General features: G+C 69.6%; 14 protein-coding genes. 1 reads left to right on the plus strand and 13 read right to left on the minus strand.

Going from position 1 to position 16,169, the window contains the following annotated elements:
• Positions 1 to 116: 116 nt before the first annotated feature.
• The gene (locus EV644_RS18940; protein ID WP_132189613.1) at positions 117 to 1,010 is read right to left on the minus strand and encodes an HhH-GPD family protein; all 894 of its coding nucleotides are present in this window, start codon (positions 1,008 to 1,010) and stop codon (positions 117 to 119) included.
• 32 nt (positions 1,011 to 1,042) lie between these two features.
• Here EV644_RS18940 and EV644_RS18945 point away from each other — a divergent pair, with 32 nt between their 5' ends.
• Positions 1,043 to 1,726: a hypothetical protein gene (locus EV644_RS18945; RefSeq protein ID WP_132189614.1), complete on the plus strand. Its 684-nt coding sequence runs from the start codon at positions 1,043 to 1,045 to the stop codon at positions 1,724 to 1,726.
• A gap of 12 nt (positions 1,727 to 1,738) precedes the next feature.
• Here EV644_RS18945 and EV644_RS18950 read toward each other — a convergent pair whose 3' ends face one another.
• The 12 genes from EV644_RS18950 to EV644_RS19005 all read right to left on the minus strand — a co-directional run bounded on the left by EV644_RS18950 (position 1,739) and on the right by EV644_RS19005 (position 16,155).
• Positions 1,739 to 3,253 (minus strand): DHA2 family efflux MFS transporter permease subunit, encoded by a 1,515-nt coding sequence (locus EV644_RS18950; RefSeq protein WP_132189615.1) that lies wholly within the window; start codon positions 3,251 to 3,253, stop codon positions 1,739 to 1,741.
• A complete protein-coding gene (locus EV644_RS18955; RefSeq protein ID WP_132189616.1) occupies positions 3,226 to 3,801 on the minus strand; it encodes a PadR family transcriptional regulator in 576 nt (191 codons plus the stop codon). Before EV644_RS18955 ends, EV644_RS18950 begins: the two co-directional genes overlap by 28 nt.
• A gap of 141 nt (positions 3,802 to 3,942) precedes the next feature.
• Complete coding sequence (disA, locus tag EV644_RS18960) at positions 3,943 to 5,037, minus strand: DNA integrity scanning diadenylate cyclase DisA (RefSeq protein ID WP_241998371.1); 1,095 nt, start codon at positions 5,035 to 5,037, stop codon at positions 3,943 to 3,945.
• A 136-nt stretch (positions 5,038 to 5,173) separates the two neighbouring features.
• On the minus strand, positions 5,174 to 5,998 hold the full coding sequence (locus EV644_RS18965; RefSeq protein WP_132189617.1) for a hypothetical protein: 825 nt from the start codon (positions 5,996 to 5,998) through the stop codon (positions 5,174 to 5,176).
• 299 nt (positions 5,999 to 6,297) lie between these two features.
• A complete protein-coding gene (locus tag EV644_RS18970) occupies positions 6,298 to 7,236 on the minus strand; it encodes a beta-ketoacyl-ACP synthase III (protein ID WP_132189618.1) in 939 nt (312 codons plus the stop codon).
• A gap of 133 nt (positions 7,237 to 7,369) precedes the next feature.
• On the minus strand, positions 7,370 to 7,561 hold the full coding sequence (locus tag EV644_RS18975) for a hypothetical protein (protein WP_132189619.1): 192 nt from the start codon (positions 7,559 to 7,561) through the stop codon (positions 7,370 to 7,372).
• Positions 7,558 to 9,372 (minus strand): hypothetical protein, encoded by a 1,815-nt coding sequence (locus EV644_RS18980; RefSeq protein WP_132189620.1) that lies wholly within the window; start codon positions 9,370 to 9,372, stop codon positions 7,558 to 7,560. The genes EV644_RS18975 and EV644_RS18980 overlap by 4 nt, the downstream gene beginning before the upstream one ends.
• Positions 9,373 to 9,764: 392 nt before the next feature.
• The gene (gene radA, locus EV644_RS18985; RefSeq protein ID WP_132189621.1) at positions 9,765 to 11,174 is read right to left on the minus strand and encodes a DNA repair protein RadA; all 1,410 of its coding nucleotides are present in this window, start codon (positions 11,172 to 11,174) and stop codon (positions 9,765 to 9,767) included.
• Positions 11,175 to 11,254: 80 nt separating this feature from the next.
• A complete protein-coding gene (locus EV644_RS18990; RefSeq protein ID WP_132189622.1) occupies positions 11,255 to 12,580 on the minus strand; it encodes a tetratricopeptide repeat protein in 1,326 nt (441 codons plus the stop codon).
• Entirely contained in the window at positions 12,577 to 14,352 is a 1,776-nt protein-coding gene (locus EV644_RS18995; RefSeq protein ID WP_132189623.1) for a sugar ABC transporter permease, read from the minus strand. The genes EV644_RS18990 and EV644_RS18995 overlap by 4 nt, the downstream gene beginning before the upstream one ends.
• Complete coding sequence (locus EV644_RS19000) at positions 14,352 to 15,614, minus strand: ABC transporter substrate-binding protein (protein WP_132189624.1); 1,263 nt, start codon at positions 15,612 to 15,614, stop codon at positions 14,352 to 14,354. Before EV644_RS19000 ends, EV644_RS18995 begins: the two co-directional genes overlap by 1 nt.
• On the minus strand, positions 15,604 to 16,155 hold the full coding sequence (locus tag EV644_RS19005) for a P-loop NTPase family protein (RefSeq protein WP_132189625.1): 552 nt from the start codon (positions 16,153 to 16,155) through the stop codon (positions 15,604 to 15,606). Before EV644_RS19005 ends, EV644_RS19000 begins: the two co-directional genes overlap by 11 nt.
• Positions 16,156 to 16,169 lie beyond the last annotated feature (14 nt).

A 16,169-nucleotide genomic window follows, 5' to 3' on the forward strand; every position in this document is an offset into this window, starting at 1 on the left:
GGCAAACCACCCCGGGCCGGCCGCCAGCACCTCTCACCGGACCGCACCGTCGGCCCGGCTTTCGCGACGTCCGGAGTTCCCGTGAGGGTCTCCGGACGTTCTGGGTTCTGCCGACTTCAGGCCGGCAAGGCGTAGCGGTTGCGGGGAAGCGGATCCACTAGACCGTCTGCGACCAGGCCATCCAGGGCTCGCTCGCGCTGGAGCTGGTCAGGCCAGCAGGCGTCGAGGTCGGCCTTGGAGACGGCGCCGGTCGCGGCCCGCAGTACGGCGAGGAGGCGGCCGCGAGCCTGGCGATCGGTGCCTTCGTAGGTCTGGCCCTTGCGCGGCGGCCCGGAGTACTGCGGACTGCCGGCCAGGACCCACGCGCACTGACTGCGGATCGGGCAGTCGGCGCAGCGCGGTGTGCGAGCGGTGCAGACCAGCGCGCCCAGCTCCATCGTCGCCACAGCCCAGCGAGCCGCGGTGGGCTCGTCCTGCGGCAGCGCGGATACCGCGAGCCGCTGGTCGGCCGCAGTCGGGGAGATGCTCGGCTGAGCGGTGCCGGTGAGCGCCCGGGCGAAGACGCGGCGCACGTTGGTGTCCACGACCGCGTGCCGCTGCCCGAAGGCGAACGACGCGATCGCGGCCGCCGTGTAGGTCCCGACGCCCGGCAGAGCGAGCAGCGCCGCGTGGTCGTCCGGTACTTCGCCGCCGTGCTGCTCCACGATCGCCCGAGCTGCCGCGTGAAGCCGCAGGGCGCGCCTGGGGTACCCCAAGCGGTCCCAGGCCCTCACAGCCTCACCTGGAGCCTCTCCGGCCAGGTCTGCCGGCTTCGGCCACCGCTCCATCCACACCTCGTACGCCGGGAGTACCCGGGCGACGGGGGTCTGCTGCAGCATGAACTCGCTGACCATCACTGCCCAGGCACCAGCCGAGGGGTCGCGCCAGGGCAGGGTGCGGGCGTTCGCCGCGTACCAGCGCAGGACGGGCTCGTGCAGGGCTGATGCGAGCGGAAGCGGCGAGTCTGACATGGCGAGCACAATCCTGACATTAGGGTGCGAGCATGAGCAGCCTGCTCCGACCCGTCGGGCATCTGCCCGCCAGCGTCTACTGGTTCCGGCGCGCACTCGTGCTCGTCGTGCTGGTGGTCGTCCTGGTGGTGCTGGTCCGCGTGATCGGCGGAGGCGGCGGCGATCAGCAGAACTCCGCGGCCACCGACCCCGGGCAGAGCCCCAGCACCCAGCCGAGCGCCGTACTGACCTCCACGCCGTCGACGTCGGGCAGCACGAAGACGCCTGGCGGCAAGACCTCGGAACCGGGCAGGACCACCGGTACGGCGAAGACGTCCGAGCCGCCGAAGGACGTGAAGTGCACCGGCAGCGACGTGAAGATCGACGTGCTGCCGGCCAGCAGGTCGCTCGCGCCGGGTGCGCCGCTCAGCCTCGCGATCCAGTTGAGCGCCGTCGGTGACGAGTGCAAGGCGACGGTCGATCCGACCCGGCTCTCGGTGACGATCACGTCGGGCCAGGACCAGATCTGGACCACGACCCATTGCGGGCAGGCGATTCCGCGCGCCACCCTGATCCTTGCCAAGGGCAAACAATCCACCACGACGGTGCTCTGGAACGGCCGCCGCTCAGGCCTCGGCTGCCTGCCCGGCCAGCCCCAGGCGAAGCCGGGAACCTACGTGGCCAAGGCCGTCTACGACGGCCGGGCCTCGACCGAGCAGGCCTTCCGGATCGTTTAGGGCCCTGGATCCCTACGCTGCTTCGGCTTTCGCGGTGGTCGTGTCGGCCGGCCGCTCGAGGTAGTTGGGCTTGGTGAAGAACAGCGCGGCGATCAGCCCGATCACCAGAACGGCGGCGGGCAGCATCAGTGACTGTGCCATCGAGTCGCTGAAGCCCTGGTGCAGGGCCTCCGGCAACTTGCCGCCGCCACCCTCGCCTGCCGTCGCGCCGCCCGGCACCATCGGCAGGTTCGCCGCCAGCCGCGACTCCATCAGTACTGCGATGCCCGCGCTGCCAAGCACCGCGCCGACCTGACGGGTGGTGTTGTAGACACCCGCGCCCGCTCCGGCCTGGTGCATCGGCAGGTTCCGCGTCGCGGTGCTGCCGATCGGCGCCCACATGAAGCCGTTCGCGACCCCGAGCAGCGCGATCGGCAGCAACAGTTCCCAGATCGGCACCGTCGGCTCGATCACCTGGCTGAGCCAGAACAGCGACACCGAGCAGCACAGCAGGCCGAACCCGGCGATGAACCGCGGCGGCGCCTTGTCGGTCAGCCGGCCAACGAACGGCGCCAGCACACCCGAGATGACAGCCATCGGCACCAGCAGCAGCGCCGACCGGGTCGGGCTCAGCCCGCGCACGGTCTGCGCGTACAGCATCAACGGGAACGCCATCGCGGTGATCGCGAACCCGACGGTCGTGATCGCGGTGTTCGCCAGCGAGAAGTTGCGGTCCTTGAACAACGACAGCGGCAGCAACGGCTCGGTCTTGATCCGCGCCTGCCAGACCAGGAACAGCGCGATGAACACCAGGCCGGCGATGATCAGCGACCAGACCGAGAGCGGTCCCTTGATCTGGCCCCAGTCGTATTTCTGTCCCTCCTGGATACCGAACACCAGGCAGAACAGGCCGATCGTGCTCAGCGCCACGCCGAGCAGGTCGAACTTGTGCTCGTGCGTCGGCAGGTCCGGCACCAGCCGCCACGCGAGCACGAAGCCGACCACGCCGATCGGCGCGTTCACGAAGAAGATCCACTGCCAGCCGAGGCCGTCTACCAGCACGCCGCCGAGGATCGGGCCGACCAGGGTCGCGACGCCCGCGGTCGCACCCCACAGGCTCATCGCCCGGCCGCGCTCGTTCGGCGGGAAGATCCGGGTGATCACCGCCATCGTCTGCGGCGTCATCATCGACGCCCCCAGGCCCTGGAACACCCGCGCGACTATCAGCATCTCGATCGAGGTGGTCAGGCCGCACCAGACCGACGCGAGGGTGAACAGCGTCAACCCGGCCAGGTACAGCTTCTTCGGGCCGACCCGGTCGCCGAGCCGCCCGGTGATGAGCAGCGGTACGGCGTACGCGAGCAGGTAGGCGCTCGTCACCCAGACCACCGTGCCGACATCGGCCCGCAACTCGTTCAGGATCGCGGGTGTCGCCACCGAGACGATGGTCGTGTCGACCAGGATCATGAAGAAGCCCAGCACCAGGGCCCACAGCGCAGGCCACGGCCGCACGTCGGGGCTCAGCTTTTCTTGCTGCGGTACGGCCATGGCAGGTCCTTGCTCTCAATCCGGTTGACGATGGTCTGGAGCCAGTCACGCTCGGCGACGGCTTGGGTGCGCAGGTAGTCGGCCACGAACCAGTACGCCTCTTCGACGTCCTCGGTCCGGACCCGTTCGATCGTCGCCTCGATCTCGTCCACCTGTTTCCGCAGTAGTTCGAGGCGCCGGTTCAGCACCCGCACGGTCTCGTCGGCCGGCAGGTTGTGGGCCTCGCTGAGCGCCACCGGGAAGAGCGGGTACTCGTACACCGGGGTCTCGATCGCTTCGCTGATCCGCCGGCGCAGGGCGGCGGATCCCTCGGCGGTGATCGCGTAGGTGGTGCGCTCGGGACGGTTCCCGGCCCTCTCGGTGCCGGTCGCCTCGACCAGTTGCTGACCGGCCAGCCGCTCGACCGTGTGGTACACGGTGCCCAGCCGGACCTTGATCAAGCGGTCCTCCTCGCGGCTCATCAGCACCTGGAACATCTCGTAGGCGTGCATCGGCCGCTCGTTCAGCAGGGCCAGCACGGCCATGCCGACGGGGGTCAGCTCCGTCATGGTCCTCCGCCCGGAATAGTCGGCGTGAATTGATCCACGTGGAGTATTACTCGCGCGACGGCGGTCACGCAAGCCCGAGTGGACGCAAAAACGCGGCGCCGGCTGAAAGCTCAGCCGGAGCCGCGTTCGGAGTACGGAAGGTCAGACGTAGCGTTCGAGGATGCTCGACTCGGCCAGCCGGGACAGGCCTTCGCGGACCGTCCGGGCGCGGTTCTCGCCGACGCCGTCGACCGTCTGCAGGTCGTCGATGCTGGCGGCGAGAAGCTTCTGCAGGTGGCCGAAGTGCTCGATCAGGCGGTCGATCACCGCACCGGGCAGACGCGGCACCTTGGCCAGCAGGCGGTAGCCGCGCGGGGTGACCGCGGCGTCCAGCTGCTCGGCCCCACCCAGCTGCAACGCGCGAGCAACCTGGCCGATGTCGAGCAGATCGGTCGGGCTGACCGCGTCCAGCTCCAGCAGTACGTCGTCCGCCGTCTTGGAGCGACGCCCGCTGGCCGGCGGCAGGTAGTCCCGCACGACCAGTTCGCGTTCACCCGCGACGCCGGCGACGAGCTCGTTCAGCTGGAGGGTGAGCAGGCGGCCGTCGGTGCCGAGCTCGATGACGTACCCGTCGATCTCGGTGGCGATCCGGCGGACCATCTCGAGCCGCTGCGCGACCGCGGCAACGTCGCGAACGGTGACCAGGTCCTCGATCTCCAGTGCGGACAGGGTCCCGGACACCTCGTCGAGGCGGAGTTTGTACCGCTCCAGGGTGGCGAGCGCCTGGTTGGCCCGCGACAGGATCGCGCCGGAGTCCTCGAGCACGTAGCGCTGGTCGTCGACGTACAGCGCGATGATGTGCATCGACTGCGACACCGAGATCACCGGGAAGCCGGTCTGCCGGGCGACGCGGTCGGCGGTGCGGTGCCGCGTGCCGGTCTCCTCGGTATGGATCGACGGGTCCGGCATCAGGTGCACGGCGGCACGCAGCATCCGGCTCATGTCGCGGTCGAGGATGATCGCGCCGTCCATCTTGCTGAGCTCACGCAGACCGGTGGCGGTGAACTCCACCTCGATCTCGAAGCCACCGGTCGAGATGGAGTCGACCACCTTGTCCTGTCCGAGGACCAGCAGGGCGCCGGTACGGCCCCGCAGGATTCGTTCCAGGCCTTCACGCAGTTCGGTACCGGGAGCCACGGCGGCGAGGGTCGCGCGCATCCGGGCGTCGGTGCTGTTCTTGTCGGAATTCGTGGCCACGGTCCCTGAGTCTATGCGGCTCAGACGTGCCTTGTGACCGACCCACCTGCTTTCCGGCCAGTCATGCGACGGCGATCGGGTCGCATTTACAAACGCCCGTGCATCAGACCGTGCAACCGCTCGTGCACACGTGAAATCAGGGCTTTCCGGCTCTCGAACGTGATCGGGCGTGCCAGCTCGCGGTGAGCGCGGCGGCCCAGAGGATCAGCGCGAGGTACGGCGCGGGCAGCCAGTCGATGGCGAACTCGGGACTGCCCATCGAGCGGACTTTCGGCAGTACCAGCAGCATGAACGCCGCGGTGGACACCAGTCCCAGAGCTGCCACGAAGGCTGTGATCGTCTGCTGGGCGGGCAGCAGGAGCAGGAGCCCCATCAGGATGACGATCCCGGCCAGAGCGTAGCTTTCCAGGTTCGGTTGGCCGAGCATGCTCAGGCCGGTACTGGCGATCGGATCGTGGTCGGCCGGAGTCGTCTCGAGGATGATGTCGGATCCACTCGATTCGACCAAGGTGATCTGCGCCCACCCGGCCGCCATGGTGACGAGCAGCCCGATGCCGCAGGCGAACACCACCGTGCGCTGCGCGAGCAGCCGCCGCTCCGATGGCTTGCCCACAGACCGCCAACTGGCAGCGGTGATCGCGATCAGCAGTACCCACAGAGCCATGGCGAGGATCGGCGCTTTCGTCCACGCGTACATGAAGTCGAAGGTGTTGCGAGCGGGCTCGGGGTCCCTGCTGAAGTACACGCCGAGCACAACGGCGAGGCCGGCGATGGCGGGCAGTGCGGGCCATGGCCGCCCAGGTGGCAGGAGCCCGACGGCGACCAGCAAGGGGATCGAGAGTGCCAGCACCGGCCAGTGGCTATCGACCTGCAACGCGTTGTGAGGTATCACCCCACCCACGTCCGGGTCGAAGTCGGAGCACCACGGCGTCCACAGCAAGACGAACTGTCCCAGCGCCACGACGGCCACCTGCCGGCGCCGAACCCCCCACCCCGCCACACCACCAACCGCAGCTCGCAGCGCGCGCCCCGGTCCTCCGGTGAACGCACGACCGCGCTCACGCTGCGCCTCCACCTGCTCGCCCAATCCCCCTGTACGCCGCACCGCCGGGCGCCGCCGACCGTCGCGCGAATGCTGACACCTCGCGGGGGTCAGTTCGGGGGAGGCGGTCAGTTCCCGGGAGAGGGCAGCTGACGGGAGGGGGGTCAGTTCCCCGGGAGGGGGCAGTTCCCGGGAGGGGGGTCAGTTCCCGGGAGGGGTCAGGGGCAGCGGATGATCTGACCGGCGTAGGAGAGGCCGCCGCCGAAGCCGAAGAGGAGGACGGGGGCGCCGGCCTGGACCTCGCGCCTCTCCACCAGCTTCGACAGCGCGATCGGGATGCTCGCCGCGGAGGTGTTGCCGGACTCGATCACGTCGCGGGCGACCACCGCGTTGACCGCGCCGAGGCGCTTGGCCAGCGGTTCGATGATGCGCAGGTTGGCCTGGTGCAGCACGACACCGCCGAGTTCCTCGGGGGTGACGCCGCTCTTCTCGCAGACCTGCCGGGCGATCACCGGAAGCTGCGTGGTGGTCCAGCGGAAGACGCTCTGCCCTTCCTGGGCGAACTTCCCGTCGCGGCCCTCGATCCGGACCGCCTCCGACATCTCCGGCACCGAACCCCACACCACCGGGCCGATCTCCGGCTCCTCGGTGGCGACCACCACGGCCGCACCGGCGCCGTCGCCGATCAGGACGCAGGTGGTCCGGTCGGTCCAGTCCGTGAAGTCGCTCAGCTTCTCGACCCCGATCACCAGCGCCTTGGACGCGGCACCAGCGCGGATCGCGTGGTCGGCGGTGGCGAGCGCGTGGCTGAACCCGGAACAGGCCGTGTTCACGTCCAGCGCGGCGGGACTACCCAGCCCGAGCCGGGCAGCCACCCGGGCGGCGATGTTGGGGGAGCGGTCGATCGCAGTACAGGTGGCGACGACGACCATGTCGATCTCGGCGGTGTCGAGACCGGCGTTCGCGATCGCCTTCTCGGCGGCCCGCCAGGCCATCTCGTCCACCTGCTCGTCCGGCGCGGCGATCCGGCGCTCGCGGATCCCGACCCGGCTCTGGATCCACTCGTCGTTGGTCTCGACCATCGTGGCCAGCTCGACGTTGGTGAGCACTCGCTCCGGCTGGTAGTGGCCGAGGGCGACAACTTTCGAACCGGTCATTCCGAGTGCTCCTCAGGTCGGGGCCGGCCTGGGTCGGAGGCCGGTTGGGGGCGACCCCAGAGTACTTTCCGGTCTCCCGCCCCACGGACACCCGTCTCACCACCCGTACTGCGAGGCACGCGCGTCGGTGCGGTCACGACCTCGCCTTTGCCCCCGTCTGGCGCAAGACGCCGAAGGTGATCGTCTCCACCAGCCTCGCCCACGCCGACCGGAACACCACAGTCATCAACCGCGACGTGGCCGAGCGGTTGACCGCGATGAAGGCGCAGCCCGGCGGCGCCATCATCCTGACTGGCGGGAGCACCGGGTGGTCCTCCATCGTCATATGCCGTCGGTCAGAGGGTGAGTGCCGGTGTGGTCGACGCGGAATTTGTAGCCGTGGCGGGTGGTCCATTCGAGTGCGCCGTCGTTGAGGCGGTGGACGGTCCAGTGGCCGTGGGTTTTGACCCGGTGGCTGTAGCGCCGGAGCGGGGTGAGGTTGGTGGTGCTGGTTTGGCCTGGTGGTCCGGTGGTGTTGAAGGTGTAGGGCTGGATGTGGTCGAGGTCGGTGTGGTTGGTGGTTTCTGCGGTGCCGTAGGGGAATTGTTCGACGGGGTGGGTGAGTTTGAGGTGTTCGCGGATGCGGCGGGGGATTTCGTAGGCGTCGACGCTGATCTTGTTGTTGAGGTCGATGACGGGCTTGACGGTGATCTGGTCGTGGCCGAGGAGTTCTTCGAGGCGGGTGGCGTAGACGGGGCCGAAGCGTTCGACGCGGGTGATGCCGCCGCCGGTGAGCAGGGTCTGGTCGGTGATGTGCACGTAGAGGGTGGTGGTCCGGGCGTGCTTGCGCCCGCGTTCGGTGCGGTTGTCGGTGGTGCCGGCGCCGCTGGTGGGGTGGTTGCTGTGGGCGTCTTGTTTGATGGCGGCTAGTTTCCGGGCGAGTTCGCGGCGCGCGGCGGCGTCCATCCCGGCGCCGGAGGTTTCAGGCGTGCCGAGGTGAAGGCTGGCGCTGCTGCCGCTGTTGGTGGCGCTGTGGTCGGGTGCTGGTCGTGGTTCGGATCGTTCGTCGAATGCCGGCTCGCTGGGGTGTGGCGCGTCGCGGTCGGCTTCGTCGTCCGGGCCGGGCTCAGCGTCCGGGCCGGGTTCGTGGTTCTGTCCGGGGTCGTCGACGCGTTGTTCGTCGTCGCCCGGTTCATCCATGTTCCGCGTGCCGTCGGGCCGGTCGTCCGCGGACTGTTCATCCGCGGCTGGGGCGGGCGCCGATGCGGGCGCGGACGCTGAGGTCGGGGTAGGCGTGCGCGTGGCCGAGGTGGGGGTCGGCGTGCGCGTGGTCGTGGTGGGCGCGTCTTGGTTGGGCGGGTGGTTTGGGGTGGGCGCCTCTTGGGTGAGGTGGTGGGCGATGGTGAGGAGTTGTTGGGCTAGTTCTGGGTCGGCGAGGATGCCGATTGCTTTGGCGCGGCGTTGGTCGAGGGGGTCGGTGTCGCCGAGGTCGGCCAGGGCGTCGGCGAGCTGGGTGAGGGTGGCGTGGAGGCGGATGATGTCGCCGGTGGCGGCCTTGACGTACAAGGTGGTGGTGCCGTGTTCGTCGGTGCGGCCGGGCCAGACGCCGCGTTGTCTGGCTCGGGCCTCGGCGGCGGCCTGGGCGGCGTCGGGGTCGGCTCGCCACAGCGCGGCGCGGACGATGTTGGCGATCCGGTGCGGGGTGACGGTGTCCACGATGCCGGCGAGTTCGGCGTCGACGATCGCGGCGGCCTGTTCGGACAGGTTGAGGCAGGCGGTGGCGATGGTGCAGGCTTTCCAGGCGGTGGCGTGCTCGGAGCGGACCTGGGCCCAGATCCGGGGCAGCCGGTGGCGCAGCGCCAGGGCCTGGCCGAAGAACGCGGTCGCGGAGCCGGTGGAGCGGCCGATCACGGCGCCGAACTCGGCCACGGCGAACTCCGCGACCGCCGGGCAGCCCGGTCCGCCGTAGACGACGCCGCGTTCTCCGCCGGGGACGCGGTGGTGGCCGGGCACGGTGGCGGGGTCGGGGTGCAGGTCGGCGAAGTGCAGGGCCAGTTCGAGCAGCTCGACGTCGGCGCGGTTGCGTTGCGCGTGCAGCCGCGCGGCCGAGGCGAGCGTCTCGGCCGCACTGAGCTCAGTCACATCGCAGACGAACATGTGTTCGATACTAGTGTGAGTGATGGACGGTTCGCAAACCGTCAGAGCCCCGGATCGCCTTATCCACAAGGGGAAACGTCACACTTGCTCAGTGGTCGAAGTCGGGTATGCACGCCCCGGGGGTTGCAGTGTGGAGTCAGTTCAGCAGGGGCGAGGCGCGTGGCGGACAGTTCACTGGTCCAGACAGATGGCGCCGCACAGGACGCTAGGTCGGTGGCGGTGGGCCGGTAGCGACAGATCGGGTGGTGCTAGACCGGGCGCCTGGTCGAGGTGCTAGCCCGGGCGCGAGGTCGGGGGACCTGACTGATAGTGCCGGGTCGGCGGGGCCGGGTCGGTGGTCCAGGTAGGTAGTGCCAGTCGGTAACGGCAGGTTGGTGGGAAGTCTTGGCGGGTCAGGCGATGCCGGCGGCGAGGAGGGCGGCTCGGATGTCGCCGGCGGCGAAGACTCGGAGGCCGTACTTGGCTTGCATGTCCATGGGCTTGAGGTCTTTACCGCGGTTGGGGGTGTCGGCGGGGACGATCGCCTTGGTGAAGCCGAGACGGGCGGCCTCGGCGAGGCGTTTCTCCAGGCCGCCGACGCGACGGACCTCTCCTGCCAGACCGACCTCGCCGATGGAGATCAGGCCGGGGTGGATCGGTTTGTCCATCACCGAGGACGCGACCGCGATGGCTACCGCGAGGTCCGCGACGGGCTCGGTGATCTTCACCCCGCCCACGGTCGCGACGTACACCTCCTGGTCGGTCAGCTTCAGGCCCGCCCTGTTCCCCAGCACGGCGAGGACCATGGCGACGCGGGACGACTCGAGCCCGGACGTCGTACGGCGGGGTTGTGGTGCGGCGGACGGGCCGACCAGCGCCTGGACCTCGGCGAGCAACGGGCGGCGGCCCTCCATCATCACGGTCACGCAGGTCCCGGCGACCGGCTCGGAGTGCTCGGAGACGAACAGGCCGGTCGGGTCGCTCACCTCGACGATGCCGGTGTCGACCATGTCGAAGCAGCCGACCTCGTCGGACGGGCCGAAGCGGTTCTTCGTCGCGCGCACCATCCGGAAGCCCGAGTGCCGGTCGCCGTCGAACGCGAGCACGACGTCGACCAGGTGCTCCAGCATCCGTGGTCCGGCGATCGCGCCGTCCTTGGTGACGTGGCCGACGAGCACGACCGCGATGTTGCGTTCCTTCGCGAGGCGGACCAGGGCGCCGGTCACCTCGCGGACCTGGGTGACACCGCCGGGCGCCCCATCGACCTCGGGGTGCGCCATCGTCTGCACCGAGTCGATCACCAGGAAGGACGGGTCCACGGCGTCGACCTGGCCGACAACGGCGCCAAGGTCGGTCTCGGCGGCCAGGTACAGCTCATCGACCAGAGCATCCGTGCGGCCGGCGCGGAGGCGTACCTGGGCGGCTGATTCTTCACCGGAGACGTAGAGGGTGCGCTGGCCCCGGCGGGCGGACTGGGCGGCTACCTCGAGGAGGAGGGTTGACTTGCCGACGCCTGGCTCGCCCGCGAGCAGGATGACCGCGCCGGGGACGACACCGCCGCCGAGGACGCGGTCCAGCTCGCCGATGCCGGTCGGGCGTGACTCGGCCTCGATCGCGGAGACCTTGGCGATCGGCATGGCAGGTGAGGAGACCGGGCCCGCGGTGATCCGGGCAGCCTTTGGGGCACCGACCTCGGCGACCGTGCCCCACGCCTGGCACTCGCCACAGCGTCCGATCCAGCGGGCTGTCGTCCAGCCGCACTCGCTGCAGGCGAACGGCGATTTGCCCGCCTTCGACCTCGTCGACCCCGCTGCCTTCACCATGCCGACAAACCTAGGCGACTCCGCCGACAATCCTCGTCAGCCTGTCCACAGCTCGCCCGGTTCTTCTTGTCGGCGCGAGATCAGGAGCGCCAACGCTTCAGTAGATGGTGGAGCCAGGAAGGGGTGTGGCGAGGGGAGTCTTCAGGGAAGGCGGGTTGGGGATCCGTGGGGTGGCGGGTGGCTTTGAGGTACTTGGTGAGGAGGGGGTGCGAGCTGTCGGCGTCGCGGAGGGTGGCGCTTTGTTCCAGGATGGCTCGGGCGTTGTCCAGGCGGCCGGCTACCACTTCCGCTGAGCCGAGGTGCTGGAGGCAGCGGGCCTGGCCTTCGCGTTCGTCGATCTCGGAGTACAGGTGTTCGGCCTGTTGCCACCACTTCTTGGCTTCCTGCGGGTTCCGCTGCATCCAGGCAGCCACGCCGGTCAGCTCGAGAGCGTGGGCGAGACCGCTGGCATCGCCCGCCGAGGACGCCTGCGCGGCGGCCGGGCGCAACTGGTCGAGCGCGCTCTCGGGGTCCTGCTGGTAGAGGTGGACGATCGCGAGGTTGATGTGGATCGCGATCTCGCCGGCGAAGTCCGGGCCCGGTCTACTGAGCCGGGCGTCGTCCAGGCGATCGCGGGCGTTCAGGACGGCCTCGTCGCGGTCGTTGCCGGCCGGTGCCTGCTCGGCGCGAGCCAGGTGCAGCAGAGCTCGCTCGACCTGTCGCCTGGTGGTCAGGGCCGCCGCCGTACGGCTGTGCCCACGCCGCGCGGGCGCGACGTTGTCGGAGATCCCCAGCCGCGTGCTCGCCGCCTCCAGCTCACCCATCAGCCGGTACGCCGTTGCCGCCCGGGCCGCGGCGAGTTCTGCGAGGTCCCGGCGGCCACAACCATCAGCCACAGCCGACAGGAACTCGCTCAACTCCAGCAGTAGCGCCGGTTCTCGGCGGCGCAGGTACCAGCCCTCCAAGGCGTCGCAGATCCGGGCGATGTCGTCCGCGTTCTCATCCCGGGGTTTCTCGTCGGACAGCAGTTCCCGCAGCCGCGGTTCGTGCTGCTGGAACCACTCGGCGGCGGCCATGCCACCTGCGTCCGAGCCGAGCGAGATCGACCACTGCTCGGCTTCTTCAGCCGCCGTGCGGAGCTCGCCGGGCTCGTGCGGCGTACCGGCGCGCCACCGGCGGAAGCGGCGCAGGCCGACAGGTGCGTTGTAGATCGCCCAGATCAGCGCGAACAGGATCGTCAGGCTGAAGCCGACGACACTCACCCAGCCGCCGCTGTCGAGGCTCTGCGACAGCTTGTCGCCCGCGAGCCCGGACAGCAGCGCGGACGCGAGCGCGCTGATCCCGAAGAAGTCCCCGCGCCGCCGTTCTTGTTTCGCGGGCTTCTCGGGCGGCTGCTCGTCAGCCTTTTCGTCAGCGGGAGGCGTCACGGCTTGCTCCCCACGGTCAGCCCACGCACCACGGTCGGCCAGAACGACAACAGCAGCACAACGGGTACCACGGACGCCACCACCGCAGCCGCCGCCACTGTTCCACTCGAGGACGCGAACTGCCGCGCCTCGCCCCACAACACCAGCGACAACGGCGTAGTACCGGAGCCGCTGATCAAGAAGCCGACGATGAAGTCGTTCCACACCAACGCGAACTCCAGCACGGCAACAGCAACCAACGCGGGCCGATACGTCCGCTGCACAGTCGCCAGTACTGCGCTCTGTCGCGCGGGCCCCTGGAGAGCCTCGGCAACGAGCACAGGGGGAGCCGACGCAAAGGCCGAGCGCAGCAACAACACCGCGAACGGCAGCCCGGCAGCAGCGTGTACCAAGGCCAGCGCGACCCGCGACCCGGCAAGCCCAGCGGCGGAGATCGCATCCCGCAGCGGCGCGGCGTACATCTGCACCGGCGTCACGGCCAGCACCACGAACGCAGAGGTGACCACTCGCCCCAACCACTGCGGTAGTCCGCCCCAGGCCACCAGATAGGCGGTCGGGACGGCGATGACCAGCAGCACGATCGTCGCGACAGCCGAGATCAGCACAGTGGACAGCAGAGCCCGCAACAGCCCCGCATTGGCCGCAGCAGCAAAGGAATCAAGCCCAAGCCCGGCCGTGGACCACCAACCATGAAGCCCTGCCTCACGTGGCGAGTGCAGCGCCGTTGCGACGAGCACGACAGCCGGCAGGATCCAGAACAGGCCGACCGCGAACCCGACAGTCCAGCCGATCCTCCGGACCCGGCGACTGGGCTTCGACCGGCCCAGCGACGGATCAGGCTTCACCACAGCGACAGGCATCGCCCACCGGCGCCGACGCAGCCCGCGCACGCCGATCACCGCGACAGCGGCCACGATCGCGAACAACACCACACCGAGTGCGGCAGTGCGACCGGCCGGCTCCCCCGTACTAGTAGCGCGCCACCAGTTCAGACCGAGCACGTCCGCGTCCCGCTGCATCGGCCCGGGCACCACGATGAGTATGAGGTCGAAGACGCGCACAGCGGCGATCACCAGTGTCAGCGTCACCACCCCGGTGATCGGCCTCAGCAGCGGCAGTTCGAGCGCGAACAGCCGCCGCCAGCCCGTCACACCTTCAGCAGCGACAGTCCGGCTCACGTCGTCCGGGATGGCGTCCAGGCCGGCGCGGAACAGCGATACGACGTACCCGAGCCAGGTCCAGCCGAACGCCGACACCAGCACCAGCCAGAACAGCCCCGGCCCCAGCCACACCGGGCTCGACCCGAACAACCGGGTCGCGACGGCTGTCACCGGGCCGCGCTCCGGCGACGCGTCGTAGATCAGCCGAAAGGTCGCGCCTGATACCAATACCGAGACAGCGAACGGAATCACCAACGCAGGTTGGAGAAACGTGGACAGCCCGGGCAACCGGTAGCTCACCAGCGCCAGCAGGAAGCCGACCACGACCAGGCCGAGCGCCACCGCGATCCAGGCCAGGCTGTTGCCGACGGCATGCAGTGCGGCCGGGTCGCCCATCACCGCGAAGTTCCCCAGACCGAAGGAACCGTCGGGCCGTCTGAAGGCAGCGACGACCGTCACGCCGACGGGAATCAGCAGCAGGCTGCTCAACAGCAAGGCAGGAAGCCCCAGTAGATAAGGGCTCGCGGGTCGGCGCGGCTTGCCCGGCACGGGGCGTCCGCTGATCTCGCGGCCGACCACTTCGAGCGTCAGGCCGTTGCTTTGCAGCCCCATCAGCCTTCCACCTTCTCCACTGCGCCGAGCTCGGCCAGCGCGGACTCCACCGCGCCCGGCACGACGTCGCTGCCGCGGTTGCCGATCCGGACCAGGAAGTCCGTCAGCACTCGCCAGAGCCCGTTGATGTCGCCCAGCCGTTTCAACCGGTCGGACAGGTCGAACTGCAAGGACGTACCGGGTGCCACGAGTTGCTCCGCCAGCCGGGTGAGCTCGGGGGAGTAACCCGTGGTCCGCCCGTCGGCGAGGAATCCGCCGGAAGCGATCCAGGGATCCAACGCGGCAGGGTCGGCGAGGCGGCGTACCAGGTCTTTGGCGTCGTCGGTCGATGGCCGCGGCAGCACCATGACGTCACCGCCGACCACCACCGGAGCCGCGGCGCCCGGGCTGATCGGCGGGAAGGTGAACATGCCGATGTCCGCCGGGTCCGCGGCGAACGAGCGCACCACGGGTTCGGCGAAGTCCGAGGCGAGCACCATCGCGGCCCGGCGATGCCCGAACACCTCGACGATCGCGTCGGGGAACTGCTGCACGAGCGAACGCTCGACCCCACCAGCCAGCGTCCCCGGGGCCGACCACATCGTGCCCAGCAGCCTCAGCGCGGCCGCGAACTGCGGCTGCTCCGAAGGCTTGGGCTTCGCCGTGGTCGCCAGCGCCCGGTACGTCGAAGGCGAGGCGCCGAGCAGCACGTTCTCCAGGAAGTCCGTGAGCACCCAACCGTCCCCAGCCGCCAGCGACAGCGGCCGGATGCCTGCCAGCGACAGCGACCGGTTGAGCTCGAGCCAGTCGGACCAGAGCCTCGGGGGCTCCAGCCCGACCTTCTGCAGCATGGACGGCCGGTACCAGACCGCTGACTTGTGCGCGGTCTTGAACGGCACCCCGTACGTCGTGCCGTCGACCACCAGGAGTTCGTCCCAGAGCCGGGCCCGGCCACGAGCCGCCAGGTCGTCCGGGATCGATTCCAGGTCGTGGACGTGCTCGGGGACGAGCCCGGGCTGGGGGAGCATCACAATGTCCGGCCGCCGGGCAGAACGCGAGCCGAAGGCGGTGGAGATGTCGTCGCCGAGCGGGATCACCTCGACCGGGTAGTCGAGTTCGCCGAGCCCCTCGAGCACGCTGTGGAAGGCGCGGAGCTCGGTACCACTCCAGCTCACGGCGACCCGGACACTGCGGCGCAGGCCGAGCACGTCCGGAGTACCGGAGCAGCCGGCGGCTACCAGTGTGGCTGCGGCTCCGAGGAAGGCTCTGCGGCTACTCGGCATGGTGGAACCCCGTAGTACGAGCCGGGTCTGTGGTGATGAGCAGGAGTGCGGCGGACCAGAGCTCGGGGTTGTGGTCGAATCGCAGGAGCGATCCCCAGGTCGGTAGGCCGGCGGCATCCTCGAGGACGATCACCGCGGGGTGTGCTCGGAGTGCACGAGCTACTCCGGCCAGGCGGCGACGGCCAGGGGTGATCTCGTGCGGGTAGCGCTCCAGCACGTCCTCGAGGCCGCAGCGGGTCGCAGTGACGCGGCACTCGTCGGCGGCCGCGCGTCGAGTCACTCGGTGAGTCACCGTGTGGCCGTGGACGACGTTGCCGAGCACTGTGAGGTGTGGAAGGAGTCCGCCCTCGGCAGGGACTAGCCGGACCCCGCCGCTGGTCTTCACTACGGCACCTTGGGGTGGTTCGTCGAGTCCGGCGACGACGTCGGCCACCTGCCGGGCAGCGGCCGCGTTGGCGACCACCAGGGCTCGCTGCTCGCCTACGTCGATGCGGAGTTGCCGCGGTATGCCTGGCAACCCTTCGAGCAGCAGTCCGTCCATTCCGGCCTGGCGCC

This window comes from Kribbella orskensis (genome assembly GCF_004342085.1).
GTDB classification, from domain to species: Bacteria; Actinomycetota; Actinomycetes; order Propionibacteriales; family Kribbellaceae; genus Kribbella; species Kribbella orskensis.

Coding starts and splice junctions, on each gene's coding strand:
- EV644_RS19005 (WP_132189625.1), bottom strand. CDS start 16,155: ATGGACGGACTGCTGCTCGAAGGGTTGCCAGGCATACCGCGGCAACTC.
- EV644_RS18970 (WP_132189618.1), bottom strand. CDS start 7,236: ATGACCGGTTCGAAAGTTGTCGCCCTCGGCCACTACCAGCCGGAGCGA.
- EV644_RS18940 (WP_132189613.1), bottom strand. CDS start 1,010: ATGTCAGACTCGCCGCTTCCGCTCGCATCAGCCCTGCACGAGCCCGTC.
- EV644_RS18980 (WP_132189620.1), bottom strand. CDS start 9,372: ATGTTCGTCTGCGATGTGACTGAGCTCAGTGCGGCCGAGACGCTCGCC.
- EV644_RS18945 (WP_132189614.1), top strand. CDS start 1,043: ATGAGCAGCCTGCTCCGACCCGTCGGGCATCTGCCCGCCAGCGTCTAC.
- EV644_RS18955 (WP_132189616.1), bottom strand. CDS start 3,801: ATGACGGAGCTGACCCCCGTCGGCATGGCCGTGCTGGCCCTGCTGAAC.
- EV644_RS19000 (WP_132189624.1), bottom strand. CDS start 15,614: ATGCCGAGTAGCCGCAGAGCCTTCCTCGGAGCCGCAGCCACACTGGTA.
- EV644_RS18950 (WP_132189615.1), bottom strand. CDS start 3,253: ATGGCCGTACCGCAGCAAGAAAAGCTGAGCCCCGACGTGCGGCCGTGG.
- EV644_RS18975 (WP_132189619.1), bottom strand. CDS start 7,561: ATGACGATGGAGGACCACCCGGTGCTCCCGCCAGTCAGGATGATGGCG.
- radA (WP_132189621.1), bottom strand. CDS start 11,174: ATGGTGAAGGCAGCGGGGTCGACGAGGTCGAAGGCGGGCAAATCGCCG.
- EV644_RS18995 (WP_132189623.1), bottom strand. CDS start 14,352: ATGGGGCTGCAAAGCAACGGCCTGACGCTCGAAGTGGTCGGCCGCGAG.